This window comes from Kitasatospora sp. NPDC048365 (assembly GCF_043200835.1).
GTDB lineage: Bacteria > Actinomycetota > Actinomycetes > Streptomycetales > Streptomycetaceae > Kitasatospora > Kitasatospora terrestris.
The window spans coordinates 134,538-160,012 of the sequence record NZ_JBICYJ010000009.1 but is presented as its reverse complement, the minus strand read 5'-3'; the positions used below and the strand labels follow the sequence as shown (position 1 = coordinate 160,012).

Here is a 25,475-nt window from a genome sequence, read left to right as displayed (position 1 = left end):
TCAGCCCCTCTCGGCGGTGCCGCGGCCCTGCGGGGAGGTCGGCGGCAGCGGGTCGGTGCGGGAGACCTGGGTCTCCGGGTAGGCCTCGCGGCCGGGCGGGGTGGGCGGCGCCGGCACCTCGTCGACGGCCTCGGCGCGCTCGATCCGCACCGCGCAGACCTTGTACTCGGGGATCTTCGAGCGCGGGTCCAGCGCGTCGATGGTCAGCGCGTTGGCGGCCACCGGGTACGGCCAGTGGTAGGGCACGAACACGTGGTCCGCCCGGATCGCCTCGGTCACCAGCGCCGGCAGCACCGACGTCCCGCGCCGGGTGACCACCCGCACCGGGTCGCCGGTGCGGAAGCCGTGCGAGGGGTGCACCTCGACCCACGGCCGGGGCGTCTGCTCGACCAGCGCGCCGAGGCGCCGGGTCTGGTTGCCGGACAGGAAGTGCGCCACCGTCCGCCCGGTGGTCAGCGTCATCGGGTACTCGTCGTCGTACGGGTCGGCCGGCGGGTGCCACTCCACCACCTGCATGTGCACCTTGCCGTCCGGGTGCGCCGTCGTCCCGCCCTCGAACAGCCGCGGCGTGCCCGGGTGGTCCAGGCTCGGGCACGGCCAGGCGATCCCGCCGGTCTCCTCCAGCCGCTCGTAGGTGATCCCGTAGTAGTCGATCACCGTGCCGGCCGAGGCCCGGCGCAGCTCGTCGAAGACCTCCTTCGACCCCTCGAAGGCGAACTTCTCGCCCACGCCGAGCCGGCGGGCCAGCTCGCACAGCACCCAGGTGTCGGTGTGCACCCCGGCCGGCGGCTCCTGCGCCTTGTTGTGCTTGACCACCCGGGCCTCGGCGTTGGCCATCACCCCCTCGTCCTCGGCCCAGGTGGTGACCGGGAAGACCACGTGCGCGTTGGAGGCCGTCTCGGAGAGGAAGAAGTCGAACTGCGCGTGGAACTCCAACTCGTCGTAACCCGACTTCACCACGGCGTAGTTGGGCAGCGAGACGAAGGGGTTGTTGCAGACGCCGAGCAGGCCGCGGATCTCACCGCGCTGCATCTGCCAGACCATCTCCATCATCGAGGTGCCGGCCTGCGGCAGCTCCTCCTCGTCGATGCCCCAGATCGCGGAGATCTGCCGGCGGTGCGCCGGGTCGTTGATCGAACGGCCGCCCGGCAGCAGGTCCGCCTTCTGGCCGTGCTCGCGGCCGCCCTGCCCGTTGCCCTGGCCGGTGATGGTGCCGTACCCGGCGCCCGGGCGGCCCAGGTTGCCGGTGGCGGTGCACAGGTTGATGACGGTCAGGCAGTTCTCCACGCCCTGCGTGTGGTGCTCGATCCCGCGCGCGTGCCAGGCCATCGCCCGGCGGGCCCGCCCGAAGGTCCGGGCCACCTGCACGATCTGCTCGGCCGGGACGCCGCAGATCTCCGCGACCCGCGCCGGGGTGTACTCCTTGACCGACTGCTTCACCTCCGCCCAGCCGGTGGTGTGCGCCTCCAGGAACGCCTCGTCGGTCAGGCCCTCATCCACGATCACGTTCAGCACGGCGTTGAAGAACGCCGCGTCCGTCCCGGACTTCAGTGCCACGTGGATGTCGGCGGTCCGGGCGATCGCGGTCTCCCGCGGGTCCACCACGATCAGGCTCGCGCCCCGGTCCCGCGCGCCCCACACGTACTGGGTCATCACCGGGAAGCACTCGCCGACGTTGGAGCCGGCGATCAGCAGGCACTCGGTCTGCAGGATGTCCGAGAACGGGTTGGCCGCCCGGTCGATGCCGAACGCCAGCTTGTTGGCGCCCGCCGCGCTCACCATGCACAGCCGGCCGTTGTAGTCCACGTGCCGGGTCTTCAGCGCGACCCGGGCGAACTTCCCCACCAGGTACGTCTTCTCCGAGAACAGGCTCGCCCCGCCGAGCATCCCGAACGCGTCCCGCCCGTGCTCGGACTGGATCCGCCGGATCTGCTCCACCGTGTACGACAGCGCCTCCTCCCAGGTCACCGCCCGGAAGGGCTCGTCCCGGCTGCGCCGCATCAGCGGCGTGACCAGCCGGTCCGGGTGGTTGACCTGCTGGTAGGCGTTGATGCCCTTCGGACACAGCCGCATCCGGTTGATGTCGTGGTTGCGCGGCTCGACGCCGAACACCTTCCCGTGGGTGTCCACCCGCAGGTACATCCCGCACTGCACGCCGCAGAAGCAGCAGTGCGTGGGCACCAGCGTCTGCTCCGTCTGGTCCGCCCGCCAGCCCGCCGCGGGCAGGCCGCCCGCGTCCCGGAACTTCCGGGTGCCGGACGGCGCGATGGACGGATCGAGCGGTACGCGCTCCGCGCTCACTTGAACCCCCGCTTCACGCTGGACAGGTAGGCGCCGCCGCGCAGGACGCGCTTGCAGCGCGGGCAGTACTCGGCCCACGCGTCGAAGTCGAGCTTCAGGTCGCGCATCGTGCCGCGCAGGTTCTCCACGTACGCCACGGTGTCCACCGGCTGGCCGCACCGCTTGCAGGCGAACACCTCGCCCGCCGGGTCGTCCTTCTTCCGCGAGGTGTACTTGAACAGCTGCATCCCGACCGCGGCCGGGCGCTGCACGATGTGGAAGAACTTGCCGAACGGCAGGTACACCAGGGTCAGCACCACCGACGCCATGTGCAGGATCGCCAGGAACTCGTAGCCCCCGCCGTGCAGGAACATCTCCGAGAAGGTCAGCAGCAGACCGGTCACCGAGATGGTGATCAGCGCCAGCAGCGGGACGAAGTCGTAGCCGAAGCGCTGCCCGGTCATCGCCTCCCGGTCGCGCATCCGCCGCATCAGGAAGTAGCCGGCGCCGCCGATCACCATCACGGCCGCCAGGTCCAGTCCGTGGTAGAGCGCCCAGCCGAAGAACGACCCGGAGTCGAAGCCGAACAGCTTGATGCCCCACAGCCGCATCTCGTACCCCGGCCCGGTGGCGCTGGAGGCGGTGAAGGTGAACCAGCCCCAGGTCAGCGGGAAGGTGATCGCGGCGGCCAGCAGGCAGCCCCAGAAGATCAGCTGGTGAGCGGCCCAGCGGGCGTGCGAACGGGCGCCGAGGAACTTCTGGAAGCCGAGGTAGGTGGCGATCATCTTCGGCAGCGCCGTCGGCGAGCGCTTCAGGTTCTCCCAGGACAGCGCCGCCCGCCAGCCCTCCTTGAACAGCCGCCGAGCCGCCGGCGCCGACACCCAGACGGTGTAGCGGTAGACCACGCCGAAGGTCAGGAAGACGGTGGCGACCGCGTACGGGACGAGCGCGGAGTCGAAGTCCCGCAGGCCCCTGCTGCCCAGCACAATGGCCACCAGGAGCAGCACGCTCGCCCCGGTGGCCACCACGGACGCCCGAACAGCCGTCGAACGGCCGCCTGGACTTGACGGTGTGTCTGGCGGTGTGTCTGGCACCTGCCCTCTCCGATCAGTCGACTGATCCGCACGCTAGTGACGGTGTGTGTACGCTGCGCGCGGGGTGATCCGATCGGGTGGCGGCGGGTCTCCCACCTGTGAACCGGCCTGCGAACCGACCGCCCGGCGCCGGCGTCCCTGTGAGCAGACGATCCGAGGTCACGGGGGGGAATTCATGAGATCGACCGTTCCGATCGCGGTGGTGGGCGCCGCGCTGGTGTTCGCGACGCTGACCGGCTGCTCGGGCGAGTCCAAGCGGTGCAGCCGGCAGAGCGACGGAGGGACGGGGCTGACCCTCGCCGCCGTCGGCAACGGGTACGCGGGCAAGACCACCGGCGGCAGCGGAGGCCGGAGCACCACCGGGGGCAGCACCGGCAGCAAAAGCACGACCACCGGCGGCAGCGGTACCAAGACCACCACCGGCGGCACGGGCACCTCGGGTACGACCGGAACCAGCGGCACGACCGGCACGAGCAGCGGCGGCAGCACCGGCGGATCCTCCACCGGAGGCGTGTCCGGCGGTCTGCCGTCGAACCCGGCGTCCCAGGCTCCCGGCGGTACCTCCAGCTACCGGCCGACGAGCGTGCCGTCCACACCGGGCACCGCGCGGACCGGCCGATGCCGCTGAGGCGCAGTCAGCCGGGCCCCGGAAGCAACGGGGGTGCTCCCGGGGCCCGACCGGTGGGAGGCCAGCAGCGCCGGGGGCAAGGCGCGGCTGCTCTGCACGGCGGCCCGGAGCACCGTGGTGAGGCCGCCGTGCCGGGAATGCTAGACCCCACCCACCCGCGGCGGATAGACCTGTGACCTGCGGTTTTTCGGCCGCGAACATGCCATCTCCGCGAAGGCGCCCCGCAGCCCGACGGGAGGATGTTCGGCCGCCGGCAACCGGATCACCTGGTGAGGTGGCCGAAGATCCCGGCGACCGCGACGCCTGCGCCGAAGATCAGGAAGCTCACCGCGGTCATGCCGGCGAGGGCGCGGCGGCCGACGTGGGCGTCCATCGCGTGGTGGTCGTGCTCCGCGCCGGCGGCGGGAGTCGGCGCGGCGGCCGTCGTGGTGTGGCCGGCGTGGGGGGCTGCGGCGGGAGCGAGGTCCCCGGCCCGGAGGGTCGGTGCGCCGGAGAGGGCGGCGCCGGCCAGGGCCGTCCCGGCGGCCAGGGGCACCGGCTGTTCGTGGCGGACGGTCAGCATGCCGTGCTTGAGTCCGCGGTCGACCAGCCACCAGTTCATCGGCAGGGCGACCAGGAAGCCGGCGCACAGCGAGATCGACATGATGAACCAGAAGGTCGGCCCGGTGGGGCTGGGGCGCGGCATGGTGTTGGTCATCCAGGGGTTCATGACGGCGACCATGCCGCCCATGACCGCGTTCATGGACAGCAGCTCGGCGAGGAACGTCTTCTTCAACGACTCCCGGTAGCTGCCGAACATGGACTTCATGAACAGGGCCTGGAAGACCGTCCAGCCGAACAGGAAGCCCAGCGCGTACTCGAAGAGCGTCTCGCCCCACGGCTGGAGCCCGAGGTTGTAGGTGATGACCGCGGCGACCAGGATGCCGATGCCGTCGCCGGCCACGCAGTGCATGGTGGACCCGACAACCTGCCGCCACTTCGCCGCGACGTACTGCTCGTGCGTCCCGGGCAGCGGCTCGCGGCAGCTGAGCACGTACAGCAGGGCGCCGAACAGGCCGCTGAACGCGGTGACGACGACGAAGCCCCACTTCATCACCGTGGCCTCGGGGGTTCGCTGGATGTCGACGGCGACGAAGACGACGGCGATCGCCACTTGCAGGAACCACAGCAGCATCACGCCGTCGAGCAGCACGCACGCCTCCTGGTCGTCATGTCGACCAGCCTGTCAGCCCTGCTGATCACCGGCCACTCGACGGCAGTGGCACCGGCCCCCGATCGAGCACGTCAGAAGGGGTACGGGCCCGGGTGGTGGACGGGGGCCGGGGGGAGGGCGGACGCCATGCCCGCCCCGCCACCGCACACCGTGCCGACCAGCGCGACGAACATCGCCGCCGTGGAGGCCAGCGACCAGGCGCCCGGCCCGCCGCCCAGCGACTGCAGCATGTACGGCGGCATGACGGCGAGAGCGGCGACCGCCGTGATCGCGATCAGCGGGGCGTACGAGCAGGCCCAGCCGAGTTCCTCGCGCTCGCGGGGCCACAGCTGCAGCGCCAGGGGGAACGCCCAGACCGCGAGGACAGCCGCCGGCAGCCAGCCGGGCATGAACCACACCGCGTTGAGGCCGCAGAGCCGGGTGATCAGGTACACCGCCCCGAGGACGGCCGCCTGGCGGAGCACCAGCAGCAGGCCGAGCGTCAGGCGCCTGCGGGCCGGCGCGGTGCGCACCATGCGGACGGACAGGCCCGCGACGACCACCGACCAGGCGACCGCGGCGGCGACCGGCAGGGCGCGTGCCGGTGTCCAGTCCCACTGCTCCGGCAGGATCGCCGGCTGGCTCCGCTCGGTCCACCGGCCGTCCGCCGCCATGACGGCCAGGCCCCGCCAGTGGTAGTTCACGATCACGCCGTGGCCGCCGCCCGGCAGCGTCACCACCACCAACTCGCCCACCTCGCCGCGCGCGTTCGCGTCGTTGTGTTCGGTCCTGGTGGGGGTGAAGGCCGGTGTCCAGGTGTGGCCGCCGTCCTGGCTGGCCTCCACGGCGGAGCCGCCGGTGGCGAGCCGGTAGCAGACGAGCGGCCGGTCGGGTGCGCAGCGCCCCTGGGTCGCCGACGGGCCACCATCGCCGGGCAGGTCGTCGGCGACGGTCGTCCTGACGACCGTCCAGGTGTGGCCGCCGTCCGCGCTGGTCCACAGGGCCTGGGAGGTCTGCAGCATCGGCCGGCCGTTGTCGCTCCACAGCAGCAGCCCGGGGTCGGCCGCCGAGGTGGCCACCATCGCCGCCACCGCGCCGGGGACGGCGATCAGCGCGAGCGCCTGCCAGCCCCGCCACGGCCGTCGGCCCGCCCGCCACAGCCACCACGCCCCGAGGAGGGCGGGCAGCACCACCAGGTCGGTCGGGTCGCCCTTGATCCGGCTCGGCACACCGCTCAACGACCAGATCCACGAGGTGATTTCGCCTCCCGCCGGGCCGGACTTGGCCAGCGCGAAGGCGACCGCCGTCCCGCCGATGCCGACCACCGCGGGCCAGTCGCCGCGCAGCCGCAGCAGCGGCGTGAGCAGCAGCGCCAGCACCGGCGGCGCGACCAGCATCCACGCCACATCGCTCAGCTTGCCGGTCACCACCCCCGGCCAAGCCCGCTTCCCGACATGGTCGTTGAACGCCAGCACCAGCACCGCGGCCACGGTGCCCGGATTACCCACCCACCGCAGGGCAGCGCCGACGGCGACAGCCCGTCCCCCATTGCTTCGCATGGGGACGAGTGTCCCGGGGGAAGATCACGTCCGGGCCACGCGGGCATCTCGGTGTACCACCCGTCAGTGCCGGGGCCCGGCCGTTCTCCGCCACGGCAGGGCGCCCGCCAGCACACCGAGCGCGGTGCCGACGATCGCGCAGTACAGCGCGTGGCGCGACGCCGTCGACCAGGCCGCGAGCTCCCCGGCCGACCACCGGACGTACGGGACCATCGCCGCGCCACCGACGGCGAGGCCGAGGGCGGGCAGTGCGAGGCCCGAGCCGCGCTCGGGACGGTAGAGCAGGGTCATCATCGGGAGCAGCCACAGCGATATGACCCCGGCCACCACCCATCCCGAGACGGACCACAGGAGGCGGCCGCCGCAGAGCCATCCGGCGAGGAAGACCCAGTACAGGCCGAGGCCTTGGCGGATCATCAGCACGACGGCGGAGCGCCAGCCCCGATCGGGGGACGCGACCACCAGCAGCCGGGCGGCCAGGCCGGCGAGGGTCGCCGACCAGCCGGCCGCGAGGGCGACCGGCAGGCCGGTCCAACTGTGCCGCTCGGGCGGCTTCGCCGGGGGTGGCGGCGGAAGGACGGGGTAGCCCTCGGTGAACCAGCGGCCGTCCGCGGTGCGCACGGCCAGGCCGTGTCCGGCGTAGTGCGCGATCACGGCGTACCCGCCGTCCGGCAGGGCCGCGACCACCAGCTCCCCCGGGTACTCGTACCGGGTCGGATCGACGGGCCCGGTCGGGGTGGTCGAGGGGGCCGGGGAGGGTGTCGACCAGGGCGGGGTGAAGGCGTTGCTCCAGCTGTAGCGGCCGTCCTCGCTGACCTCCACGCCTCTCATCCCCAACAAGCGGTAGCAGCGCAGTGGTTCGGCCCGCACGCACTGCCCCTCGGCCGCCGTCGGACCGTCGTCGCGCCGGGCCTTCGCGCCGCGCTTCCGGTCCAGGACGGTCCAGGTCAGGCCACCGTCCCGGCTGGTCCAGGTGTGCCCGTCGGCGCTCAGGACCGGCCGGCCGTCCTCGCCCCACAGCTCGGGGCGGTGCTCCACGGTCGAGGTGGCCACCATCGCCGCCACCGCGCCGGGGACGGCGATCAGCGCGAGCACCTGCCAGCCCCGCCAAGGACGTTGGCCCGCCCGCCACAGCCACCAGGCCAGGACGAGGAGGGGCAGCACCACCAGGTCGGTCGGGTCGCCCTTGATCCGACTCGGCACACCGCTCAACGACCAGACCCACGAGGCCACTTCGCCTCCCACCGGGCCGGACTTGGCCAGCGCGAAGGCGACCGCCGTCCCGCCGATGCCGACCACCGCGGGCCGGTTGCCGCGCAGCCGCAGGACCGGCGTCAGCAGCAGCGCCAGCACCGGCGGCGCGACCAGCATCCACGCCACGTCGCTCAGCTTGCCGGTCACCACCCCCGGCCAAGCCCGCTTGCCCACACGGTCGTTGAACGCCAGCACCAGCACGGCCGCGACCGTCCCCGGATTCCCCACCCACCGCAGGGCCGCCCCCACCGCGACGGCCCGCTCCCCCTCGTTCCGCATGGGAACGAGTCTGGCGGACCGCGGTCACGACCGGAAGACGCGGGAGGCCGGGTGGGCCGGCCGTCAGTGGCGGGACGGGGTCGGCCGGTCCTGGAGCCATCCCGCCATCGCCCCGAGGACCGAGCCGACCACGGCCACGTACAGCGCCAGCCAGGAGATCCTCGACCACTCGGTGGAGGTGAAGACCGACCACCAGAGGTACGGCACCAGCGCCGCGCAGCCGGTCAGGACGGCGAGACCCGGGACGAACACGCCCACGATCCCGCCGCTCGTCCGCGGCCCCTGCCCCGTCTTCGGGAGCAGCCTCAGCAGCGGGAGCCCGCACAGGGAGACGAGCCCGGCGATCGCCCAGCCCGACCCGACCACGATCACGCCCGACCACTCGCCGCAGAGCCAGGCGGCCAGGACCACCCAGTCCAGCACCAGGACTTGGCGGATCGCCAGCCCGATCACGAACGTCCGCCGCCGCGCTGCGGGGACGGCCGCAGCCGCCCGGGCGCCCAGGCCGGCGAGGGCCGTGGCCCAGCCGGCGGCCAGGGCGACCGGCAGTCCGAGGAGGAACGGCCGTGAGCCGGTGTCCACGTCGGGCCGGGGAGGCGGCTTCGGCAGGGCCACGGTCGCCCACCGGCCGTCCGCCGTACGGACCACCAGGTCGTGGTGTCCGAGGTGGACGATCACCCCGTACCCGCCGCCCGACAGGGTCACCACCTCCAGTTCGCCGGGGAAGTACCCCGCGCCGCCCCCGGCGGAGCCCGTCGTCCCCGCCGTGGCCGAGCCCGGCGCGCCGCTCGAAGGCGATCCCGGCGCGGACGGGGAGGGCGAGGGGGCCCAGGGCGGGGTGAAGACCGGCTGCCAGGTGGTGCGGCCGTCCTCGCTGGCCTCCACCGGTGCGTCCAGCGAGCGCACGCGGTAGCAGATCCGCGGCTCGGCCGGCACGCAGCGGCCGGCCCCCACCGTGGACGTGGGGTCGCCCGGGTCGGCCGGGCCGGGGTCCTGGTCCAGCGGGGTCCACGTCAGGCCCCCGTCCTGGCCGGCCCACGTGTGGCTGTTGATGCGCAGCACGGGTTGGCCGTTCACCGTGCGGAGCGAGGAGGTGTCGACGGCGGGTGTGGTCGCCACCATCGCGACCGTCGCTGCCGGGACGGCGATCAGCGCGAGCGCCTGCCATCCCCGCCACGGCCGGAGGCTCGCCCGCCAGAGCAGCCAGGCGAGGGCGAGGGCGGGCAGCGCCAAGAGGTCGGTGGGGTCGGCCACGGTCCGGCTGGGCACGCCGGTGAGCGACCAGACCTGTGACGCAATGTCAGCCCCGGCCGGGCCCGCCTTCGCCAGCGCGAACGTCACGGCCGTACCGGCGATGCCCACCGCCGCGGGCCGGTTGCCGCGCAGCCGCAGGACCGGCGTCAGCAGCAGCGCCAGCACCGGCGGCGCCACCAGCATCCACGCCACGTCGCTCAGCTTTCCGGTCACCACCCCCGGCCAAGCCCGCTTCCCGACATGGTCGTTGAACGCCAGCACCAGCACGGCCGCGACCGTGCCCGGATTCCCCACCCACCGCAGGGCAGCGCCGACGGCGACAGCCCGTCCCCCCTCGTTCTGCATGGGAACGATTCTGGTGGCCGCCGATCACGGTCGGGCCACGCGGGAATCTCGGTGTCCTACCCGTCCCCTCGCCGCACCGTGCTCGTTGGTGAGGGCATGAAGCTGCTTCCCACCGCCCTCGCCGCGGCCGCTCTCGCTCTGGTCCTCGCGTCGCCCGCGGCGGCCGAGCCGCAGGTCAACCAGGGCTACAGCATCCCGGTCGGCGCGATCACCGACCTCGGCGCGCTGCCGGTGCTCGCGGGCCTCGGGTACGACCTCACCGGCCTGCTCGGCAGCTGAGCCGGGCGCGCCCGAGCGCGCGCACCGGAACGCCCGAGCAACTGCCTCGAACTGACGGCGTCCGGCCGCGGTGGGATCCTGGGAGGCGGGTTTGTCCGGGCGGGCGCGGCCCGCCGGGCCCGGCACCGAGGGACGCACACCATGAGCCCGACCAGACGGTTGGCGGCGCTGCCGTGCGGGCGGCGCAGCAAATGGGTGGTGCTCGCGCTGTGGCTGCTGCTGATCCTGGTGGCGGGTCCGCTCGCGGGCAAGCTGAACGACGCCGAGGACAACGAGGCGTCCAGCTGGCTGCCCGGCAACGCCGAGTCGACGCAGGTGCTGGTCGAACAGCGTTCCTTCCAGCCGGTGGACACCGCGCAGGCGGTGGTGGTGTACGAGCGGGACAGCGGCATCACGGTCGAGGACCACGCCAAGGCCGTGCAGGACGCCGCCGCGTTCGCCGGCGCCCCGCACGTGGTCGGGCTGGTGGTCGGCCCGGTGCAGTCCGAGGACGGCAGGGCGATGCAGACCGTCGTGCCCGTCGAGCTGGGGTCGACCGGCTGGAACAACCTCCGCCCGGCCGTGGACAGCATGCGCGCCACCGCGGCCGCCGGCGACGTCCCCGGCCTGACCACGCACGTCACCGGCCCGGCGGGCGTCGGCGCCGACGAGTCGGAGGCCTTCGCGGGCATCGACTCGACGCTGCTGTTCGCGACCGTCGCCGTGGTGGTGGTCCTGCTGCTGCTGACCTACCGCAGCCCGGTGCTGTGGCTGCTGCCGCTCGGCGCGGCCGGCGTCGCACTGATCGTCGCCGAGGCGCTGATCTACCTGTTCGCCGAGCACGCCGGGCTCACCGTCAACGCGCAGAGCGCCGGCATCCTGATCGTCCTGGTGCTCGGCGCGGGCACCGACTACGCCCTGCTGATCACCGCCCGTTACCGCGAGGAGCTGCGGCGTCACGAGGACCGGCACGAGGCGATGGCGCTCGCCCTGCACCGGGCCGGCCCGGCGATCCTCGCCAGTTCGGCGACCGTGGTCGCCTCGATGCTCTGCCTGACCGTCGCCGAGATGAACTCCACCAGCGGCCTCGGACCGGTCTGCGCGATCGGCGTGCTGGTCGCGCTCGTCGCCATGCTGACGCTGCTGCCGGCCCTGCTGGTGGCCGTCGGCCGGTGGGTGTTCTGGCCGGTCAAACCCGACTACGGGACGGCGGAACCCACCCGGACGGGTCGCTGGGCGCACATCGGCGGCTGGATCGCCCGCCGCCCGCGCCGGGTCTGGACGGGCACCGCGCTCGCGCTGGCCGCCTGCACCCTCGGGCTGCTCTCGCTCAACGCCACCGGTCTGACCACCGCCGGCACCTTCACCGGCAAGCCGGACTCGGTGGCCGGCCAGCAGGTGCTCGCCGCGCACTTCCCCGGCGGCACCGGCGCGCCGCTGTCGGTGGTCAGCGCCGCCGGACAGGTCGCCGAGGTGCGGCAGGCGGTCGGCGCCACGGAGGGCATCTCCGCCACCAGTCCGCCGGTGGAGAAGTCCGGCCAGGCGTTCTTCCAGGCCACCATGACCGATCCGCCCGACAGCGACCAGGCCAAGGCCACCGTCGACCGGGTCCGCGACGCCGCGCACGCCGTCCCGGGCGCCGACGCCAAGGTGGGCGGCAGCACCGCCGTCGTCCTGGACGCCGGCCGGGCCGCCGCGCACGACAACCGCGTGATCATCCCGCTGGTCCTGGTCGTGGTCACGCTGATCCTCGCCGCGCTGCTGCGGGCGGTCGTGGCACCGCTGGTGCTGATCGCCACCGTGGTGCTCTCGTACGCGGCGGCGCTCGGCATCAGCGCGTTCTTCTTCGAGCACGTCTTCCACTTCAGCGGCGAGGACCAGGCGTTCCCGCTGTTCGTGTTCGTGTTCCTGGTGGCGCTCGGCATCGACTACAACATCTTCCTGATGACCCGCATCCGCGAGGAGGCCGGACACCACGGCACCCGCCGCGGCGCGGTGATCGGCCTGGCGGCGACCGGTGGCGTGATCACCTCCGCCGGGCTGATCCTGGCCAGCACCTTCGCCGTGCTCGGCACGCTGCCGATCGTCGGGTTCGCCGAGATCGGCTTCGCGGTCGCGCTCGGCGTGCTGATCGACGCGCTGGTGGTGCGCTCGATCCTGGTCACCGCGCTGACCGTCGACATCGGGCGGTGGATGTGGTGGCCCAGCCCGCTCTCCCACCCGCCACCGTCCGCGCCACCGCCCGAGGCCGAACCCGCGACCGTCGAACAGGGGTAGCCGAAGGTGGCCGAGCGGGCGGTCAGCCTGCCCTCGTGAGATCACCGCTGAAGCTGTCCACCGCCAGGTGCAGGCTGCCGTCGCCGTTGCGGGTGTACACCTGGTCGTACGGGTTGGCCACGCAGCCGGTCAGGATGCTCATCGGGCGGGTCTTGAGCACCATCCGGTCGGCAGCGGACGACACCAGCTCCGCGGTCGCGTCGCAGGACCCGGTGCCCGGCCCGGTGTTGTTGCGGATCGCCGCCACCGCCTCGCCCTTGCGGCCCTGCGTGATGGTGATCCGGAAGTCCGCCGTGCCGCTGCCCAGCTGCGGGCTGCCGAGGCGGCCCTGCCAGGTGCCCAGGAACCCGGCCGGCACCGCGCCCGCGTCCGCCGCGGCGGACGGGGACGGAGACGGGGACGGGGACGGCGATCCCGATGCGGGAGGCGAGGTCGCCGGGGCGGAGGCCGCGGTGCCCGGCGTGGTCGGCTTGCCGCCGTCCGCCGAGCCGTCGGGGCGGGTGAGCAGGTACACGGCGCCGCCGGCGACCGCCGCCGCGACGACCGCGGCGACCACCAGGCCGGCGGTCCGCGAACGCGCGGGGCGCAGCGCCGTGGTCGCCGTCGCACCCTCCACCGGCGGGCCGAAGGCGGCGGGCGGGCCGAAGCCCGGCAGCGGCTGCGGCGCGTGGCCCGGGTACCCGGAGAGCGCCGGGGACGGGGACGCGGTCGCGGTGGACGCTCCGACTCCCGGAACGCTGCCCGCGGTCGGCGCCGCGACGCTCATCGCCGCCTGCGCCGGGACGTTGCTCGCCGTCGGCGTCGGGACGTGACCCAGCGGCGTCGGTGCGCTGCTCACGGTCGGGGTCGGGACGCCACCGGCCGCCGCGGGCCCGGATGCGGTGTCGGGTGTCGGCAGCGGGGCGTGCAGCGGCTGCGGCGGCAGGGGCGCCGGGCTCTCGGCGGACCCGGCGGACCCGGCGGACTCGGTGTCCAGGTCGAGCAGCTCCACCGCCAGGCGGGCGAGCGCGCCCGAGACGGCCGGGGGCAGCCAGTCGCGGCTGTCCAGCCGTCCGCCGGCGCCCCGGTCGTCGCCGGCCAGGAGTCCGGTGAGCTCGTCCGGCGAGGGCCGCTGTGCCGGGTCCTTGGCGAGGCAGGCGGCGACGACGTCCCGCAGCCGCGGGTCGACGGCCGCCAGGGCGTCCAGGTCGGGCTGCTCGTGCACCACGCGGTAGAGCAGCACGGGCGTGCTCTGCGCCGCGCCGAAGGGCGCCGTGCCGGTGGCGGCGAAGGCGAGCACCGCGCCGAGCGAGAAGACGTCCGACGCCGGGCCGGCGGCCAGGCCGCCGGCCTGCTCGGGCGAGAGGAAGCCGGGCGAGCCGACCACGTGCCCGGTCCGGGTGAGCGCGGTGGCGTCCAGCGCCCGGGCGATGCCGAAGTCGATCAGCCGGGGCCCGTCCAGGGCGAGCAGGACGTTCGACGGCTTGACGTCCCGGTGGACCAGGTCCTTGCGGTGCACCGCCGCCAGCGCCTCCGCGAGGCCGGCCCCCAGGGAGCGGACCGCGGCGGCGGGCAGCGGCCCGAAGTCCCGTACGGCCGAGGTCAGCGAGGGGCCGGCGACGTAGCCGGTGGCCACCCAGGGCCGCTCGCCCTCGGTGTCGGCGTCCAGCACCGGTGCCGTCCACCGCCCGCCGACCCGGCGGGCCGCCGCGACCTCCTGCCGGAAGCGCACCCGGAACTCCGGGTCGGCCGCGAAGTGCGCGTGCACCGTCTTCACCGCAACCGTACGGCCGCCGGCGGTCCGGCCCAGGTACACCTGGCCCATGCCGCCCGCGCCGAGCCTGCGCAGCAGCCGGTACTCGCCGATCTGCCGGGGATCCCCGGCCCCCAGTGCCTCCACGACACCCCCCTCTCGCTGCCGTCCGCCGCCCCCGCGCCGCCGGGACGGCCGACAACTCCCGTCAGCATAGGGGCTGCTCCGGACACGGGGTGCGGCGCCGTCAGCGCAGGCCGCGGGCGCGTTCCACCACCTCGTCGGGGGCCTTGGCGAGCGAGCCGGAGTCGAACGGCGGCTGCGGGTCGTACTCGGTGTACAGCTGGATCGCCTGCGCGGTGACGTCGTCGGAGAGCAGCGCGGCCAGTCGGACCGCCATGTCGATGCCGGAGGACACGCCGGCCGACGTGATCACCCGGTCGTGCCGGATCACCCGCTCGGCGGTGTACACCGCGCCGAACGCCTCGAGTTCGGGCGCCGCCGCGTAGTGCGTGGTGGCGCTCAGCCCGTCGAGCAGCCCGGCCGCGCCGAGCACCACCCCGCCCGTGCAGACCGAGGTGGTGAACCGGGTGGTGGCGTGGATCCGGCGCACCCAGGCGAGGAATTCGGGGTCCTCCACCATCGTCCGGTAGCTGCCGCCGCCCGGGACCAGCAGGACGTCGCACCGCTCGACCTCCGCATAGCGGGTCGGTACGTGCACCGGCATGTTGCCGAACACGTCCTTCACCAGCCCCGGCCGGTCGGTGACGAACCGCACGGTGGCGCCCGGCACGTACCCGAGGATCTCGTACGGCCCGATCGCGTCGAGCGGCTCGAAGTTGTCGAAGAGCGGGATCACGATGTCCATGCGCCGCAGCCTAACCGGAGTTGGTCCAGACCTCTGCGCGACGCGGGGCGGATCTCGTCCCTCGGGCCGATCCCACTCCTCCGGGAGGGTGACCCCGCCCGGGACTCGGGACGGATGCCCGCCCGCCCGGCCCGCTGCGACCTTGGTCGGGTCCGAACGCATCACCCCGACCGGAGCCGACGCCATGTCAACTTCTGCCCTGCTCAGCCGATTCCACGGCCGACCTGCCGCCAGCGCACCCCGCTGGGCCCGGTGGGCGGCGTACGCGACGCCGCTCGTCGTCCTGCCCTCCGGCCTGTGGCGCGTCCTCTCCGTCGACCTGCGGCTGCCGCTGATGCACGCGCCCACCGACGGCCACCCGCCGCCGCCCTGGTTCGGCGCCGAGTGGTGGTACGTGATCGCGCTGAGCGTGGTCGCCGAGGGGCTGGCGTTCCTCGCGATCGGCCTGGTCAGCGAGTGGGGCGAGGTGTGGCCGCGGTGGATCCCCGGCCTCGGCGGCCGCCCGGTCCCGGTCCTCGCCGCGGTCCTCCCCGCCGGGCTCGGCGCCGCGTTCAACACGCTGCTGTGGCCGTACTCGATGGCGATGATCAGCACCGGCCACCGGATCACCGGCGAGTCGGACCCCGGCCCCTACCTGGACGGCTGGCAGTCCGCCGTCTTCTACACCGCGTACTGGCCGCTCGCCGCCTGGGGCCCGCTGCTGGGGCTGCTCACCGTGCACTATTTCCGCCGCCGGCGGGGCACCCGTAAAAACACCGGTGGCAAGGAGTGAATGAGCACTCCCTGCCACTATCAAGATATAGCGCATGGGGGGCCTTGCGGCAAGGCCCCACCCCTGCCACACAATTGCCAACCTCGGACCCGCGACCTGCGGAAATGTCCGAACGGAAAGACCTACGGGGAATCGGGGAAATCCATGCTTGACGTCATCGTGGTCGGCGGCGGACCCACCGGCCTGATGCTCGCCGCCGAGCTGCGCCTGCAGGGCGTACAGGTGGCCGTCCTCGAAAAGGCGGCGGAACCGCCGATCCACTCCCGCGCCCTCGGCCTGCACGTGCGCAGCATCGAGCTGCTCGACCAGCGCGGCCTGCTGGCGGAGTTCCTGGCCCGCGGCACGCAGTACCGGGTCGGCGGGTTCTTCGCCGCCATCGCCAAGTCCTGGCCCGAGGACCTGGACACCGCGCACGGGTACGTCCTCGGCATCCCGCAGCGCGTCACCGAGCAGCTGCTCACCGACCACGCCCTCGCCCTCGGCGCCGACCTGCGGCGCGGCGTCGAACTCGTCGGCCTCGACCAGGACACGGACGGCGTCACCGCCGAACTCGCCGACGGCACAACGCTTCGCGCGCGGTACCTGGTCGGCTGCGACGGCGGGCGCAGCACCGTCCGCAAGCTCACCGGCATCGCCTTCCCCGGCCTGGACACCCGGGTCGAGACGCTGATCGGCGAGATGCAGATCGGCGTCCCGCCGGAGACCGTCACCGAGGTCGTCACGGAGGTCCGGCGCACCCAACTGCGGTTCGGCGTCGGCCCGATGCCCGACGGGGTGTACCGCGTCGTCGTCCCCGCCGACGGCCTCGCCGAGGACCGCACCGTCCCGCCGACCCTCGACGAGATCAAGGAGCGGCTGCGGGCCGTCGCCGGCACCGACTTCGGCGTCCACTCGCCGCGCTGGCTCTCCCGCTTCGGCGACGCCACCCGGCAGGCCGAGCGCTACCGCGACGGCCGTGTCCTGCTCGCCGGCGACGCCGCCCACATCCACCCGCCGACCGGCGGCCAGGGCCTCAACCTCGGCCTCCAGGACGCCTTCAACCTCGGCTGGAAGCTCGCCGCCGAGATCAACGGCTGGGCCCCCGCCGGCCTGCTCGACAGCTACCACGACGAACGGCACCCGGTCGGCGCCGAGGTCCTCGACAACACCCGCGCCCAGATGCAGCTCCTCTCCACCGATCCCGGCGCCCAGGCGGTCCGGCGGCTGCTCGCCGAACTCATGGAGTTCGAGGACGTCAACCGCCACCTGATCGAGAAGATCACCGCGATCGGCATCCGCTACGACTTCGGCGACGACAACCCGCTCGTCGGCCGCCGCCTCCGCGACCTCCCGCTCAAGCAGGACCGCCTCTACGACCACCTCCACACCGGCCGCGGCCTCCTCCTCGACACCACCGGCACCCTCGCCCCCACCGGCTGGGCCGACCGCGTCGACCACCTCCCCTGCCCCGCCGACCTCGCCGACCTGCTCGGCGCCCCCGCCCTCCTCCTCCGCCCCGACGGCCACATCGCCTGGGCCGGCGACGACCAGCAGGACCTCCTCACCCACCTCCCCACCTGGTTCGGCGCACCCACTGCGGGCTGACCTCGGCCGGCCGGTCGGTTGTCCGAGGCGGCTGCTTGGATCACCGCGTGACAGTTCACGAGGTGATCAAGCAGCTGCCGGACCCCGAGGCCGTCCGCGCCCGGTCAAAGGCGATGGCGATGCTCGACGCCGTCCTCAGCCCGGAGTGGGAGTGGCGCTACTACTCGTACGACGCCCACTGGGCACCGTCCGAGGAGATGGCGTCGATGCGGAACGGGTGCGGCGACGACTACGCCATCATCTTCGCGGCGGCCGGGGTCTACGCGCAGGCCTGCTACCACGAGTCACCGATCAGCCCGTTCCGTACCTCACCACCCGCGCCCTGGCCCGGACTGTTCGACTCCCTCCCGGAAGTCCTCCGCCCGATGGCGGAGGAGCCGGCGTTCCTCGACCACGACGGCATCTCCCGGGCTACCGCATGCCTGTGGCGGGAGACGACAGACTCCACGTGGCGGTGCGGCGACATCCAGGTCCCCGACGACCGCGAGGGCGACGCCGACGGAGCCGAGTGGCTCTTCGGGCTGCTCCTCGCGGGCACCGCCGAGGCGTACCGGGAATTCGCGGAGGAGTACTACGAACTGGAGCCGGATCCTGCCGCCGTCCAGCACGTCTACGACCTTCGGCCGTTGACGCAGGAGGTGGTCACCGCGCTCAACCCTGACGTCCGGCTCGCAGACCTGGCCGCGGACATCGCCGGGATCGGCTACCCGGCGTAGTCCGATCCCGGCCGGTGCGGCTGGTCGAGGAGGGCGAGTTCCTCCTCGGTCAGGCGGAGGGCGCCGGCGGCGAGGTTCTCGGCGAGGTGGGCCGGGCTGGTGGTGCCCGGGATGGCGAGGACGTGCGGGCCGCGGTGCAGGGTCCAGGCCAGCCGGACCTGGGCCGGGGACGCGCCGTGCGCGCGGGCGACCGCGAGGACGCGGGAGTCCTGCTCGGCGGCCACGGCGCCCTCACGGCGGAGACCGGAGACCGCGAAGAACGGGACGAAGGCGATGCCCCACTCCGCGCACCGGTCCACCAGGCCGACCTCGTCCGCGTTGCGCCAGTCCAGGCCGTACGAGTTCTGCACGCACACGACGGGCGCGATCGTCCGGGCCTCCTCGACGTGCTCCGGGCGGACGTTGGACAGGCCGAGGTGCCGGATCAGCCCTGCCTCGCGCAGGTCGGCGAGGGCGCCGAAGTGCTCGGCGACGGAGTCCAGCCCGGGCCCGTTGCGGCGCAGGTTCACCACGTCCAGGTGGTCGCGGCCGAGCTGACGCAGGTTCTCCTCGACCTGTCCGCGCAGCTGGTCGGGGCGGCCCATGGTGTGCCACTCGCCGGACGGGTCCCGCCACGGGCCGACCTTGGTCACGACGGTCACCTCGCCGGTCCAGGCGGTGAGCGCCCGGTTGATCAGCTCGTTCGCGGAGCGCAGCGGCGAGAAGTAGAACGACGCCGTGTCGACGTGGTCGACACCCTGCTCGAACGCGCCGAGCAGCAGCCGCACCGCCGCGTCCCGGTCGATCGGCGTGCCGTCCGAGTTCCCCATCATCCCGTTGCCGGTCAGCCGCATCGCCCCGTACCCGACCCGGTTCACCTCCAGGTCGCCGAGCTTCCACGTCCCCGCACCGCCTGCTGTACGCACCGCACTCCTCTGATCTGCCGGTCGGTCAGGTGATGGAGTATGAGGCGGCCGAACAGTGCTTCGACAGGTCTTCGGGCGGAGCGAAAGATCACATCCGGATCGGGAACGAACCGTCACCGTTCGGCCGTTGAACCCGGCGAGAGGCGCTCGCGGGACCGCACGCTCGCTACCCTGGTGTGTCGCAGACGGCGGCAGGGTGCTGGGGGTGTGGTGCGGGTCCGGATTCTGGCGCTGGCCACCGAATGGCTGCCCGCGCACGGCGGCGTGAGCACCTTCAACCGGCAGCTCTGCCGGGCGCTGGCCGCCGAGGGCGCGGAGGTCTACTGCTCGCTCCCGGCCGAACCGTCCGCCGCCGAGCTCGCCGACGCGCAGCGGTGCGGCGTCCACCTCGTCACCCCCCACCTGCTCCGTGGCGCGACCCACCTGGAAACCCTCGCCCGCCCACCCCGGCTCCCCAACGGATGGGTACCAGACGTCGTCCTCGGCCACGGACGCGTCACCGGCCGCCCCGCCCACACTCTCGTCCACGACCACTTCAAGACCACCGCCCGCTTCCACATCGTGCACACCCACCCGAGCGAACTGGAGTGGTTCAAGACCGACCGCGACGACGACCCCGCCGAACGTGCCGAGGACCGTACCCGCGAGGAGTGGGAACTCCTCGACAGCGCCTCGCGCGTCATTGCGGTCGGCCCTCGTCTCCTGCGCAAGCTGCGACCCGATTTCGCGGACGGTGACCGGCTCCTGCGCATCGACCCCGGCTTCGACGACCCGGACCGGCAGGACGGGCCCGCCCTCACCCGCCGTCCAGGTCCGCCACGCATCCTGGTCGTGGGACGTCTGGAAGACCACCACATCAAGGGCGTGGACGTCGCTGCCCGCGCGGTCGGCCACGTACTTCGGAGCGAGGCACTGGTTGACGAGCCGGACCTCGAACTGCTCCTGCGTGGCAGCCGGCCCGGCGACGGCGCCGAGCTGCGCCAACGGGTGGGCGAGTGGGCCGGTCGGCTGCCACTCGACAAGTTGGATGTCAGCGTCCGGAACTACTCCACGGATTCCGATTGGCTGCGGCAGGAACGCAACACCGCCTCCCTCGTCCTGATGCCGTCCCGAGCCGAGGCGTTCGGCATGGTCGGTATGGAGGCCATCGCCGCAGGAATTCCACTCCTGGCGTCCCGCAACAGCGGGCTTGGGATGTTGCTCAAGGAGCGCTGGCCCGAGCAGACACGACGGATCGTACTGCCGCTGCACAACGACGAGGACACGGACACACGTATCTGGGCCGGCGCCATCGCACAGGTGCTGAACGATCGCGAGGCCGCCTACGCCGAAGCCGAGACCCTTCGCCGGACAACCGGCGCGGACTGTACATGGAGCGCCGGCGCCCGGACACTCCTCGACGCGGTCAAGGAACTCCGAGCCATTCATGTCGGTATTCCGGGCGGAACGGCTCCGTGCTCGTTCTACCGCCAGTCGATCGTCCGGATTGCCGGCGGTGGCTGCGAAGGCCGGGACGACGAACTCGCGGCCATGGCCGACTTCGCCACCTCCTCCGACAGGGCCGGTAGCGACGGGTGGTGGCGCTGGCTCGCCCCTGCATGGTCCGGCAAGACCACCGTCATGGCCCAATTCGCCCTCAACCCGCCGCCCGGCGTGCGCGTCGTCGCGTTCTTCATCACCGCCCGTCTCGCCGGCCAGAACGACCGCGCGGCGTTCTGTCAGATCGTCCAGCGCCAGCTGTACGCCCTGCTCGGCGAGGAGGAACCGCCCGTCACCGAACAGACCCGCGACAGCCAGCTCCTGCACGCCCTCGAACGCGCCGCCGCTCAATGCGAGCTGAAGGGCGAGCGCCTGGTCCTGGTAGTCGACGGCCTCGACGAGGACCGTGGCGTCACCACCGGCCCCGACGCCCACAGCATCGCAGCGCTGATTCCTGCCGTCCTGCCCCATGGCGCCCGGGCGATCGTCGCCGGGCGTCCCCACCCTCCCGTCCCGGACGACGTACCGCGCAACCACCCGCTGCACGGCGACGCCATCGATCACATGCTCAGTTCGTCGCCATACGCCAAAGCTGCCCGGGTGGAAGCCGAACGCGACCTCGAGCGGCTGCTCCACGACGGCGGTCTGGGCGGTGACCTGGTGGGGCTGGTCGCGGCAGCCGGTGGCGGCCTCACTGCCGCCGATCTGGCGCACCTGTGCACCGCAGACACCACCCCTCGGATCGTCGAACGCGCCCTCAGTGGGTCAACCGGCCGTGCCTTCACGACTCGCCCCACGACCTGGCACCACCTCGGCGCCGGAAGCGTCTACCTCCTCGCCCACGAGGAGATCCAGCAGGCAGCGCTCGCTCTGATCGCTCCGGGCAGGTTCACCGACCACCTCAACCGCATTCATGCCTGGGCCGAGGAACACCGAGCGGCCGGCTGGCCCGGGAACACTCCCGAGTACCTACTCCGCGGGTACCCTGACCTGCTCCACTCCACCGCCGACCTCGACCGACTCACCGCGCTGGCCTGCGACCCGGCCCGCCATGAACGCCTTTGGCAGGTCAGCGGGGCCGACCGGGCCGCCCTCGACGACATCCGGGCCGCATTCGACGTCCTGCTCACCACCGGTTCGGCACCGAGCGAGGAGCAGTTGGGCGCGGCGTTTCGCCTCGCCGTCCAGCGTGACAACCTTCACCGGGCCAGTGGCAACACACCTGCCGCCCTCATGGCTGTCTGGGCCCGTCTCGGCCGTGTCGACCGGGCCATCGCCATGGCCCACGCTCTTCCGACCGCCGAAACCCGAGCTGCCCGGCTCACCGAGGCCGCACAGCGATTGGTCTCCAACGGTTGCTCGGACCCAGCGACCCGGTTGCTCGATGAGGCCTCGGGTTTCCTACCTGCCATCCACGATGCGGATGCGCGGGCCCGGGCTCAGGCCGATCTCGCCGGAGCGTTCTCCAGCGTGGGCGAACACCAAAGGGCGGCCGAACTCGTGAACGGCATCACCAGGTCGGCGGAGAGAGACCGAGCGCTCGCGCTCGTCGCACCCGGACTGGCTGTCGACGGTCTGCATCCGCAGGCCATTCGCGCCGGCCGGTCCATCAGTGAGGTGAACAGCCGCATTCGGGTGCTGGCAGAGGTCACAGGTGCGCTGGCAGACGCCGGCCATGACCGTCGAGCGATCGATCTCGCCCAAGAAGTGATCGAGCTGAGCCTCACGCTCGGCAACGAACGACACCGGCTGGCGGCCTTGGTCCACGTTGCCGGCGCGCTCATCAGGAGCACGGCGACCGATCAGGCAGCACGGCTGCTGGACGAGGCGATCCGCCGGGCCCGAGTGGTCGGGATTCCTCATCACAGCACCTTCGTCGGCACCCTTACCAGGCTCGGCCACCTCCGAGCTGCCGTCGAACTTGCCAATGCCGTCCCCGAGTCGCGCCGACGGTCCACCGCGTTCGCTGCTATCGCCACAGCCCTCGCCGAAATCGGCGACCACCTCGAGGCCATCAGACTCGCTCGCACCATCACCGACCGGTACCTCCGGACGGAGGCACTCACCGAGATCGCGGGCGACCTGGCCGCGGCCGACCAGGGCACCGCTGCTCTCGAACTCGTCCTCACCATCGCGGACCCGGACGAACAGGTCAGAGCTCTCGCTCGCGTCGCGGGTGCCGTCGCCAGGGCTGGCGACCACAAACAGGCGTCCGAACTCGCCCGCACCATCAACGACCAAGGCCTCAAGGCCGAGGTCTACGCCGACCTGGCAGACGCTCTGGTCACCGACGGCCAGGGCCACCGGGCCGAACGGCTCGCCCAAGAGGCGGTCACGCTCGCCCGCGGCGTCACAGACCCTTGCCGGGAGGGCATCGCGCTCATGAGGATCGCAGAGGCTCTGCTCAAGGCCGGCTGCCGTCAGCAGACGACGGGTCCGATCGCACGAGCCGTCGAGCTCGCGGGCGCCGTGCCGGACTCGGTCGACCGAGTGGTTCTGCGTATGCGGGTCGCGTCCGTTCTCACCCGGGTCGGTCGACACCTGCAGGCCTTCGAGCTCGTTGACGCCGTTCCGGACCCGTTCTTCCGCACGGCCGCGATCACGGACCTCACGGTCGTACTCGCCCGGTCAGGGCAGCACGACAGAGCACTTGAACTCGTCGGCAGCCTCTCCACGCCGGACAGCCAGGCAAGCGCGCTGGCCGGCGTCGTGCGCGAACTCGCCAAGGCCGGTCACCATCGACGGGCCACCGAACTCGCCCACACCATCGTCGGGCCGGAGAACGAGGCGGAAGCCCTGCTCGCCGTCGTGGACGCACTCGCCAAGGCGGACCGTCATCGACAAGCCGTCGACGTCGCCCGGACCCTCACCGACGCGTACGACAGGGCCTGCGGCCTCACCCGAATCGCGGACGCTCTCGCGAGAGCGGATCGCCGGGACGCAGCCGCCGAGTCGGCCGGGTCAGCAGTCAGGGCCGCCCGCACCATCACCGACCTGAGCAAGCGAGACGCGGCGCTGGGTTTCATTGCCCCCGTCCTCGCAAGGTTCGATCGACACCGGCAAGCCGTCGACCTGGCGCAGGACATCCTCTCCCCGGAGCTCCGCGAGGTCGCGCTGATCAACATCGCGGCAGCGCTCACCGAGACCGGCCGCCGACGGCTGGCGACCGAGATCGCCGACACCATCGGCGATCCGGGGATGAGAGTCGAAGCAACGGCACACATGTCCGTCGCCCTGGCTCGGGTGGGTGATACGCAGGGCTCTCTCGAACTCGCCCGGACCATCGGCGACCCGGAGCGTCAAGCAGGAGCCCTGGCCAAGGTGGCAAAGATCCTGGGGCCGCATCGACCCGAAACCCCGCGGATCCTCCTGGAAGCCCTGGCCCTCTCGCACTGGAGACGGTCCGTCAAGATGCTGGCGAAGGTCGTACCCGACGCGGTGGCCGACGCCGCGTCACTGCTGGCCTGACACCGCGGTGTGCGCCGCGAGGACGGCGAGGTAGGCGCGGTGGATGTCCTCGCGGTCGGCGGGTTCGGGGACGGTGTCGCGGGCGAGGCGGTCGATCATGGCGGCCTGGTCGAGCAGGACGGCACGCTGGTCCTCGGCCCGGGTGGCGGCCATGATCGCGGACAGCGCGTCGAGCTGCCGGATCAGCACGGCGGGCATGCCGGCGGCGGTCTGGCGGATCTTCTCGAAGGCGCGCTGGACGAGGCGTTCGTAGCTGACCGGGACGGTGAGGACCCGGATGTGGCCGCCGACGTCGCGGTGGACGGGGTCGGGGTCCCAGTGCTCGGCGATCCGGCACAGGCCCTCGCCCAGCCAGTCGACGCAGGTCAGTGTGGTGAAGGTGTCGTTGACGGCGGTGGAGAGCGCGCGGATGCCGATCTCGACGAGCTGGTCGACGGCGAAGGCGATGTCCTGGGCGAGCGACCGGGTCGGGCCGGTGACGTGGGCGCGGGCGAAGCTGCGGGCGACGGCGGGGGCGGCTTCGGCGGGCCAGACGGTGGCCATCCGGTGGCCCTGGACGAGGAAGTGGCCGGGGCGGTGTTCCAGGCGGATCACGGCGTCGAGTTCGGCGGCCATCCGGACCAGGGTGCGGTGCCGGACGAACTGGAGGTAGCCGCTGGCGGGGGCGGCGACGGCGGCGCCCGCGCTGTCGAGGCGGGCGTGCAGTTCGGCGGCGCCGGGGCCCTGGTCGGGTGCGCCGGTGCGTCGGGGTTCGGCGGCGCCCGCGTCGATGGCGGCGGAGAGTTCGGCGGCGATGCCGGCGATGACCCGGGGCAGTTGGATGGAGGTCGCGATGTGGTGGATGAAGAAGATCAGGACCGCCAGGTCGGCGAGGACCAGCACCATGCAGAGGGTGATGGACAGGTGCGGGACGAACTCGCCGTCGCCGGCCGGCCCGATCGAGACCAGGGCCAGGACCGCGTACACGAAGGTGCCGACGAAGGTGCCGAGGGTGAGCTGGGTGGTGCGGTCGCGGATGAAGGTGCGCATCATCCGCGGGCCGAACTGGGTGGAGGCCAGGGTCAGCGTCACGATCATGATCGAGAAGACCACGCCGACCACGGTGATCAGGGCGGCGGCGATGGCGGCGAGGATCTGCCGGGCGGCGTCGGCGGTGCCGCTGATCACCCAGGGCGGCAGGGTGATGTCGCCCCGGTAGTCGGCCCGGTCGACCTGCCAGGTGGCCACGAAGAGCAGGACGGCGAGCAGCACCTCGACGCTGGGGACGACCCACAGGTTGGTGCGCAGCGCTTCCTTGCGCCACTGCGCTTCCAGGTGGACCCCGCCGATCACACGGCCGAGCGTAGCCACCGGGTACGGGTGCGCCGCGGCGACGCGCCGTCGGACGGGTGACGGCCCGGCGGGGTGGGCCGACCGGGTGAAAGTCCGGGCGGATCGGGGCGGTCGTTCGAGCGTGGCGGGGGCGCGCGGGAAAGGGTGGGCGTGGCCGTCGGTCGGGGCGGGGTGGTGGAGCGGCGGGAGGTGCCGGGTG

The 25,475-nt window shown here is 72.9% G+C and carries 17 protein-coding genes; 7 read left to right on the top strand and 10 right to left on the bottom strand.

The genetic code is table 11. The features are described 5' to 3' along the window. Nucleotides 1-2,301, bottom strand: coding sequence for a molybdopterin oxidoreductase family protein (locus ACGFX4_RS11860; RefSeq protein ID WP_393072209.1), 2,301 nt, complete (start codon nt 2,299-2,301; stop codon nt 1-3). After that, entirely contained in the window at nt 2,298-3,374 is a 1,077-nt protein-coding gene (locus ACGFX4_RS11855) for an MFS transporter (RefSeq protein ID WP_393072207.1), read from the bottom strand. Before ACGFX4_RS11855 ends, ACGFX4_RS11860 begins: the two co-directional genes overlap by 4 nt. Nucleotides 3,375-3,549: 175 nt before the next feature. Between ACGFX4_RS11855 and ACGFX4_RS11850 the strand changes: the two genes are divergently transcribed. Continuing rightward, on the top strand, nt 3,550-4,002 hold the full coding sequence (locus ACGFX4_RS11850) for a hypothetical protein (RefSeq protein ID WP_393072205.1): 453 nt from the start codon (nt 3,550-3,552) through the stop codon (nt 4,000-4,002). A gap of 262 nt (nt 4,003-4,264) precedes the next feature. Here the strand turns inward: ACGFX4_RS11850 and ACGFX4_RS11845 are convergent, their stop codons facing one another. The 4 genes from ACGFX4_RS11845 to ACGFX4_RS11830 all read right to left on the bottom strand — a co-directional run bounded on the left by ACGFX4_RS11845 (nt 4,265) and on the right by ACGFX4_RS11830 (nt 9,885). Beyond that, nucleotides 4,265-5,194, bottom strand: coding sequence for a DUF4396 domain-containing protein (locus ACGFX4_RS11845; protein ID WP_393072203.1), 930 nt, complete (start codon nt 5,192-5,194; stop codon nt 4,265-4,267). A 92-nt stretch (nt 5,195-5,286) separates the two neighbouring features. After that, entirely contained in the window at nt 5,287-6,753 is a 1,467-nt protein-coding gene (locus ACGFX4_RS11840) for a hypothetical protein (RefSeq protein WP_393072201.1), read from the bottom strand. Nucleotides 6,754-6,816: 63 nt separating this feature from the next. Continuing rightward, a complete protein-coding gene (locus ACGFX4_RS11835; protein ID WP_393072199.1) occupies nt 6,817-8,286 on the bottom strand; it encodes a hypothetical protein in 1,470 nt (489 codons plus the stop codon). Between the two features lie 63 nt (nt 8,287-8,349). Further along, complete coding sequence (locus tag ACGFX4_RS11830) at nt 8,350-9,885, bottom strand: hypothetical protein (protein ID WP_393072197.1); 1,536 nt, start codon at nt 9,883-9,885, stop codon at nt 8,350-8,352. Between the two features lie 96 nt (nt 9,886-9,981). On the opposite strand from ACGFX4_RS11830, the gene ACGFX4_RS11825 reads away from it, so the two are divergent. After that, complete coding sequence (locus ACGFX4_RS11825) at nt 9,982-10,164, top strand: hypothetical protein (protein ID WP_393072195.1); 183 nt, start codon at nt 9,982-9,984, stop codon at nt 10,162-10,164. A gap of 141 nt (nt 10,165-10,305) precedes the next feature. Then, a complete protein-coding gene (locus ACGFX4_RS11820; protein WP_393072193.1) occupies nt 10,306-12,420 on the top strand; it encodes an MMPL family transporter in 2,115 nt (704 codons plus the stop codon). A 22-nt stretch (nt 12,421-12,442) separates the two neighbouring features. Here the strand turns inward: ACGFX4_RS11820 and ACGFX4_RS11815 are convergent, their stop codons facing one another. Both ACGFX4_RS11815 and ACGFX4_RS11810 read right to left on the bottom strand, forming a co-directional pair. Continuing rightward, on the bottom strand, nt 12,443-14,299 hold the full coding sequence (locus ACGFX4_RS11815) for a protein kinase (RefSeq protein ID WP_393072191.1): 1,857 nt from the start codon (nt 14,297-14,299) through the stop codon (nt 12,443-12,445). 100 nt (nt 14,300-14,399) lie between these two features. Next, nucleotides 14,400-15,020 (bottom strand): DJ-1/PfpI family protein, encoded by a 621-nt coding sequence (locus tag ACGFX4_RS11810; protein WP_393072189.1) that lies wholly within the window; start codon nt 15,018-15,020, stop codon nt 14,400-14,402. Nucleotides 15,021-15,204: 184 nt separating this feature from the next. Between ACGFX4_RS11810 and ACGFX4_RS11805 the strand changes: the two genes are divergently transcribed. The 3 genes from ACGFX4_RS11805 (at nt 15,205) to ACGFX4_RS11795 (ending at nt 18,092) form a co-directional block, all read left to right on the top strand. Then, on the top strand, nt 15,205-15,792 hold the full coding sequence (locus ACGFX4_RS11805; protein ID WP_393072187.1) for a hypothetical protein: 588 nt from the start codon (nt 15,205-15,207) through the stop codon (nt 15,790-15,792). A gap of 144 nt (nt 15,793-15,936) precedes the next feature. Further along, nucleotides 15,937-17,376: a rifampin monooxygenase gene (gene rox, locus ACGFX4_RS11800; RefSeq protein WP_393072185.1), complete on the top strand. Its 1,440-nt coding sequence runs from the start codon at nt 15,937-15,939 to the stop codon at nt 17,374-17,376. Nucleotides 17,377-17,423: 47 nt separating this feature from the next. Continuing rightward, entirely contained in the window at nt 17,424-18,092 is a 669-nt protein-coding gene (locus ACGFX4_RS11795) for a hypothetical protein (RefSeq protein WP_393072183.1), read from the top strand. Here ACGFX4_RS11795 and ACGFX4_RS11790 read toward each other — a convergent pair. Then, complete coding sequence (locus ACGFX4_RS11790) at nt 18,080-18,997, bottom strand: oxidoreductase (protein ID WP_393072181.1); 918 nt, start codon at nt 18,995-18,997, stop codon at nt 18,080-18,082. The two genes, ACGFX4_RS11795 and ACGFX4_RS11790, sit on opposite strands and share 13 nt — an antisense overlap. A gap of 207 nt (nt 18,998-19,204) precedes the next feature. Between ACGFX4_RS11790 and ACGFX4_RS11785 the strand changes: the two genes are divergently transcribed. Continuing rightward, nucleotides 19,205-23,944 (top strand): glycosyltransferase, encoded by a 4,740-nt coding sequence (locus ACGFX4_RS11785; protein WP_393072179.1) that lies wholly within the window; start codon nt 19,205-19,207, stop codon nt 23,942-23,944. On the opposite strand, the gene ACGFX4_RS11780 is transcribed toward ACGFX4_RS11785, so the two are convergent. Beyond that, the gene (locus ACGFX4_RS11780; RefSeq protein WP_393072177.1) at nt 23,930-25,276 is read right to left on the bottom strand and encodes a DUF2254 domain-containing protein; all 1,347 of its coding nucleotides are present in this window, start codon (nt 25,274-25,276) and stop codon (nt 23,930-23,932) included. The genes ACGFX4_RS11785 and ACGFX4_RS11780 overlap by 15 nt on opposite strands. Nucleotides 25,277-25,475 lie beyond the last annotated feature (199 nt).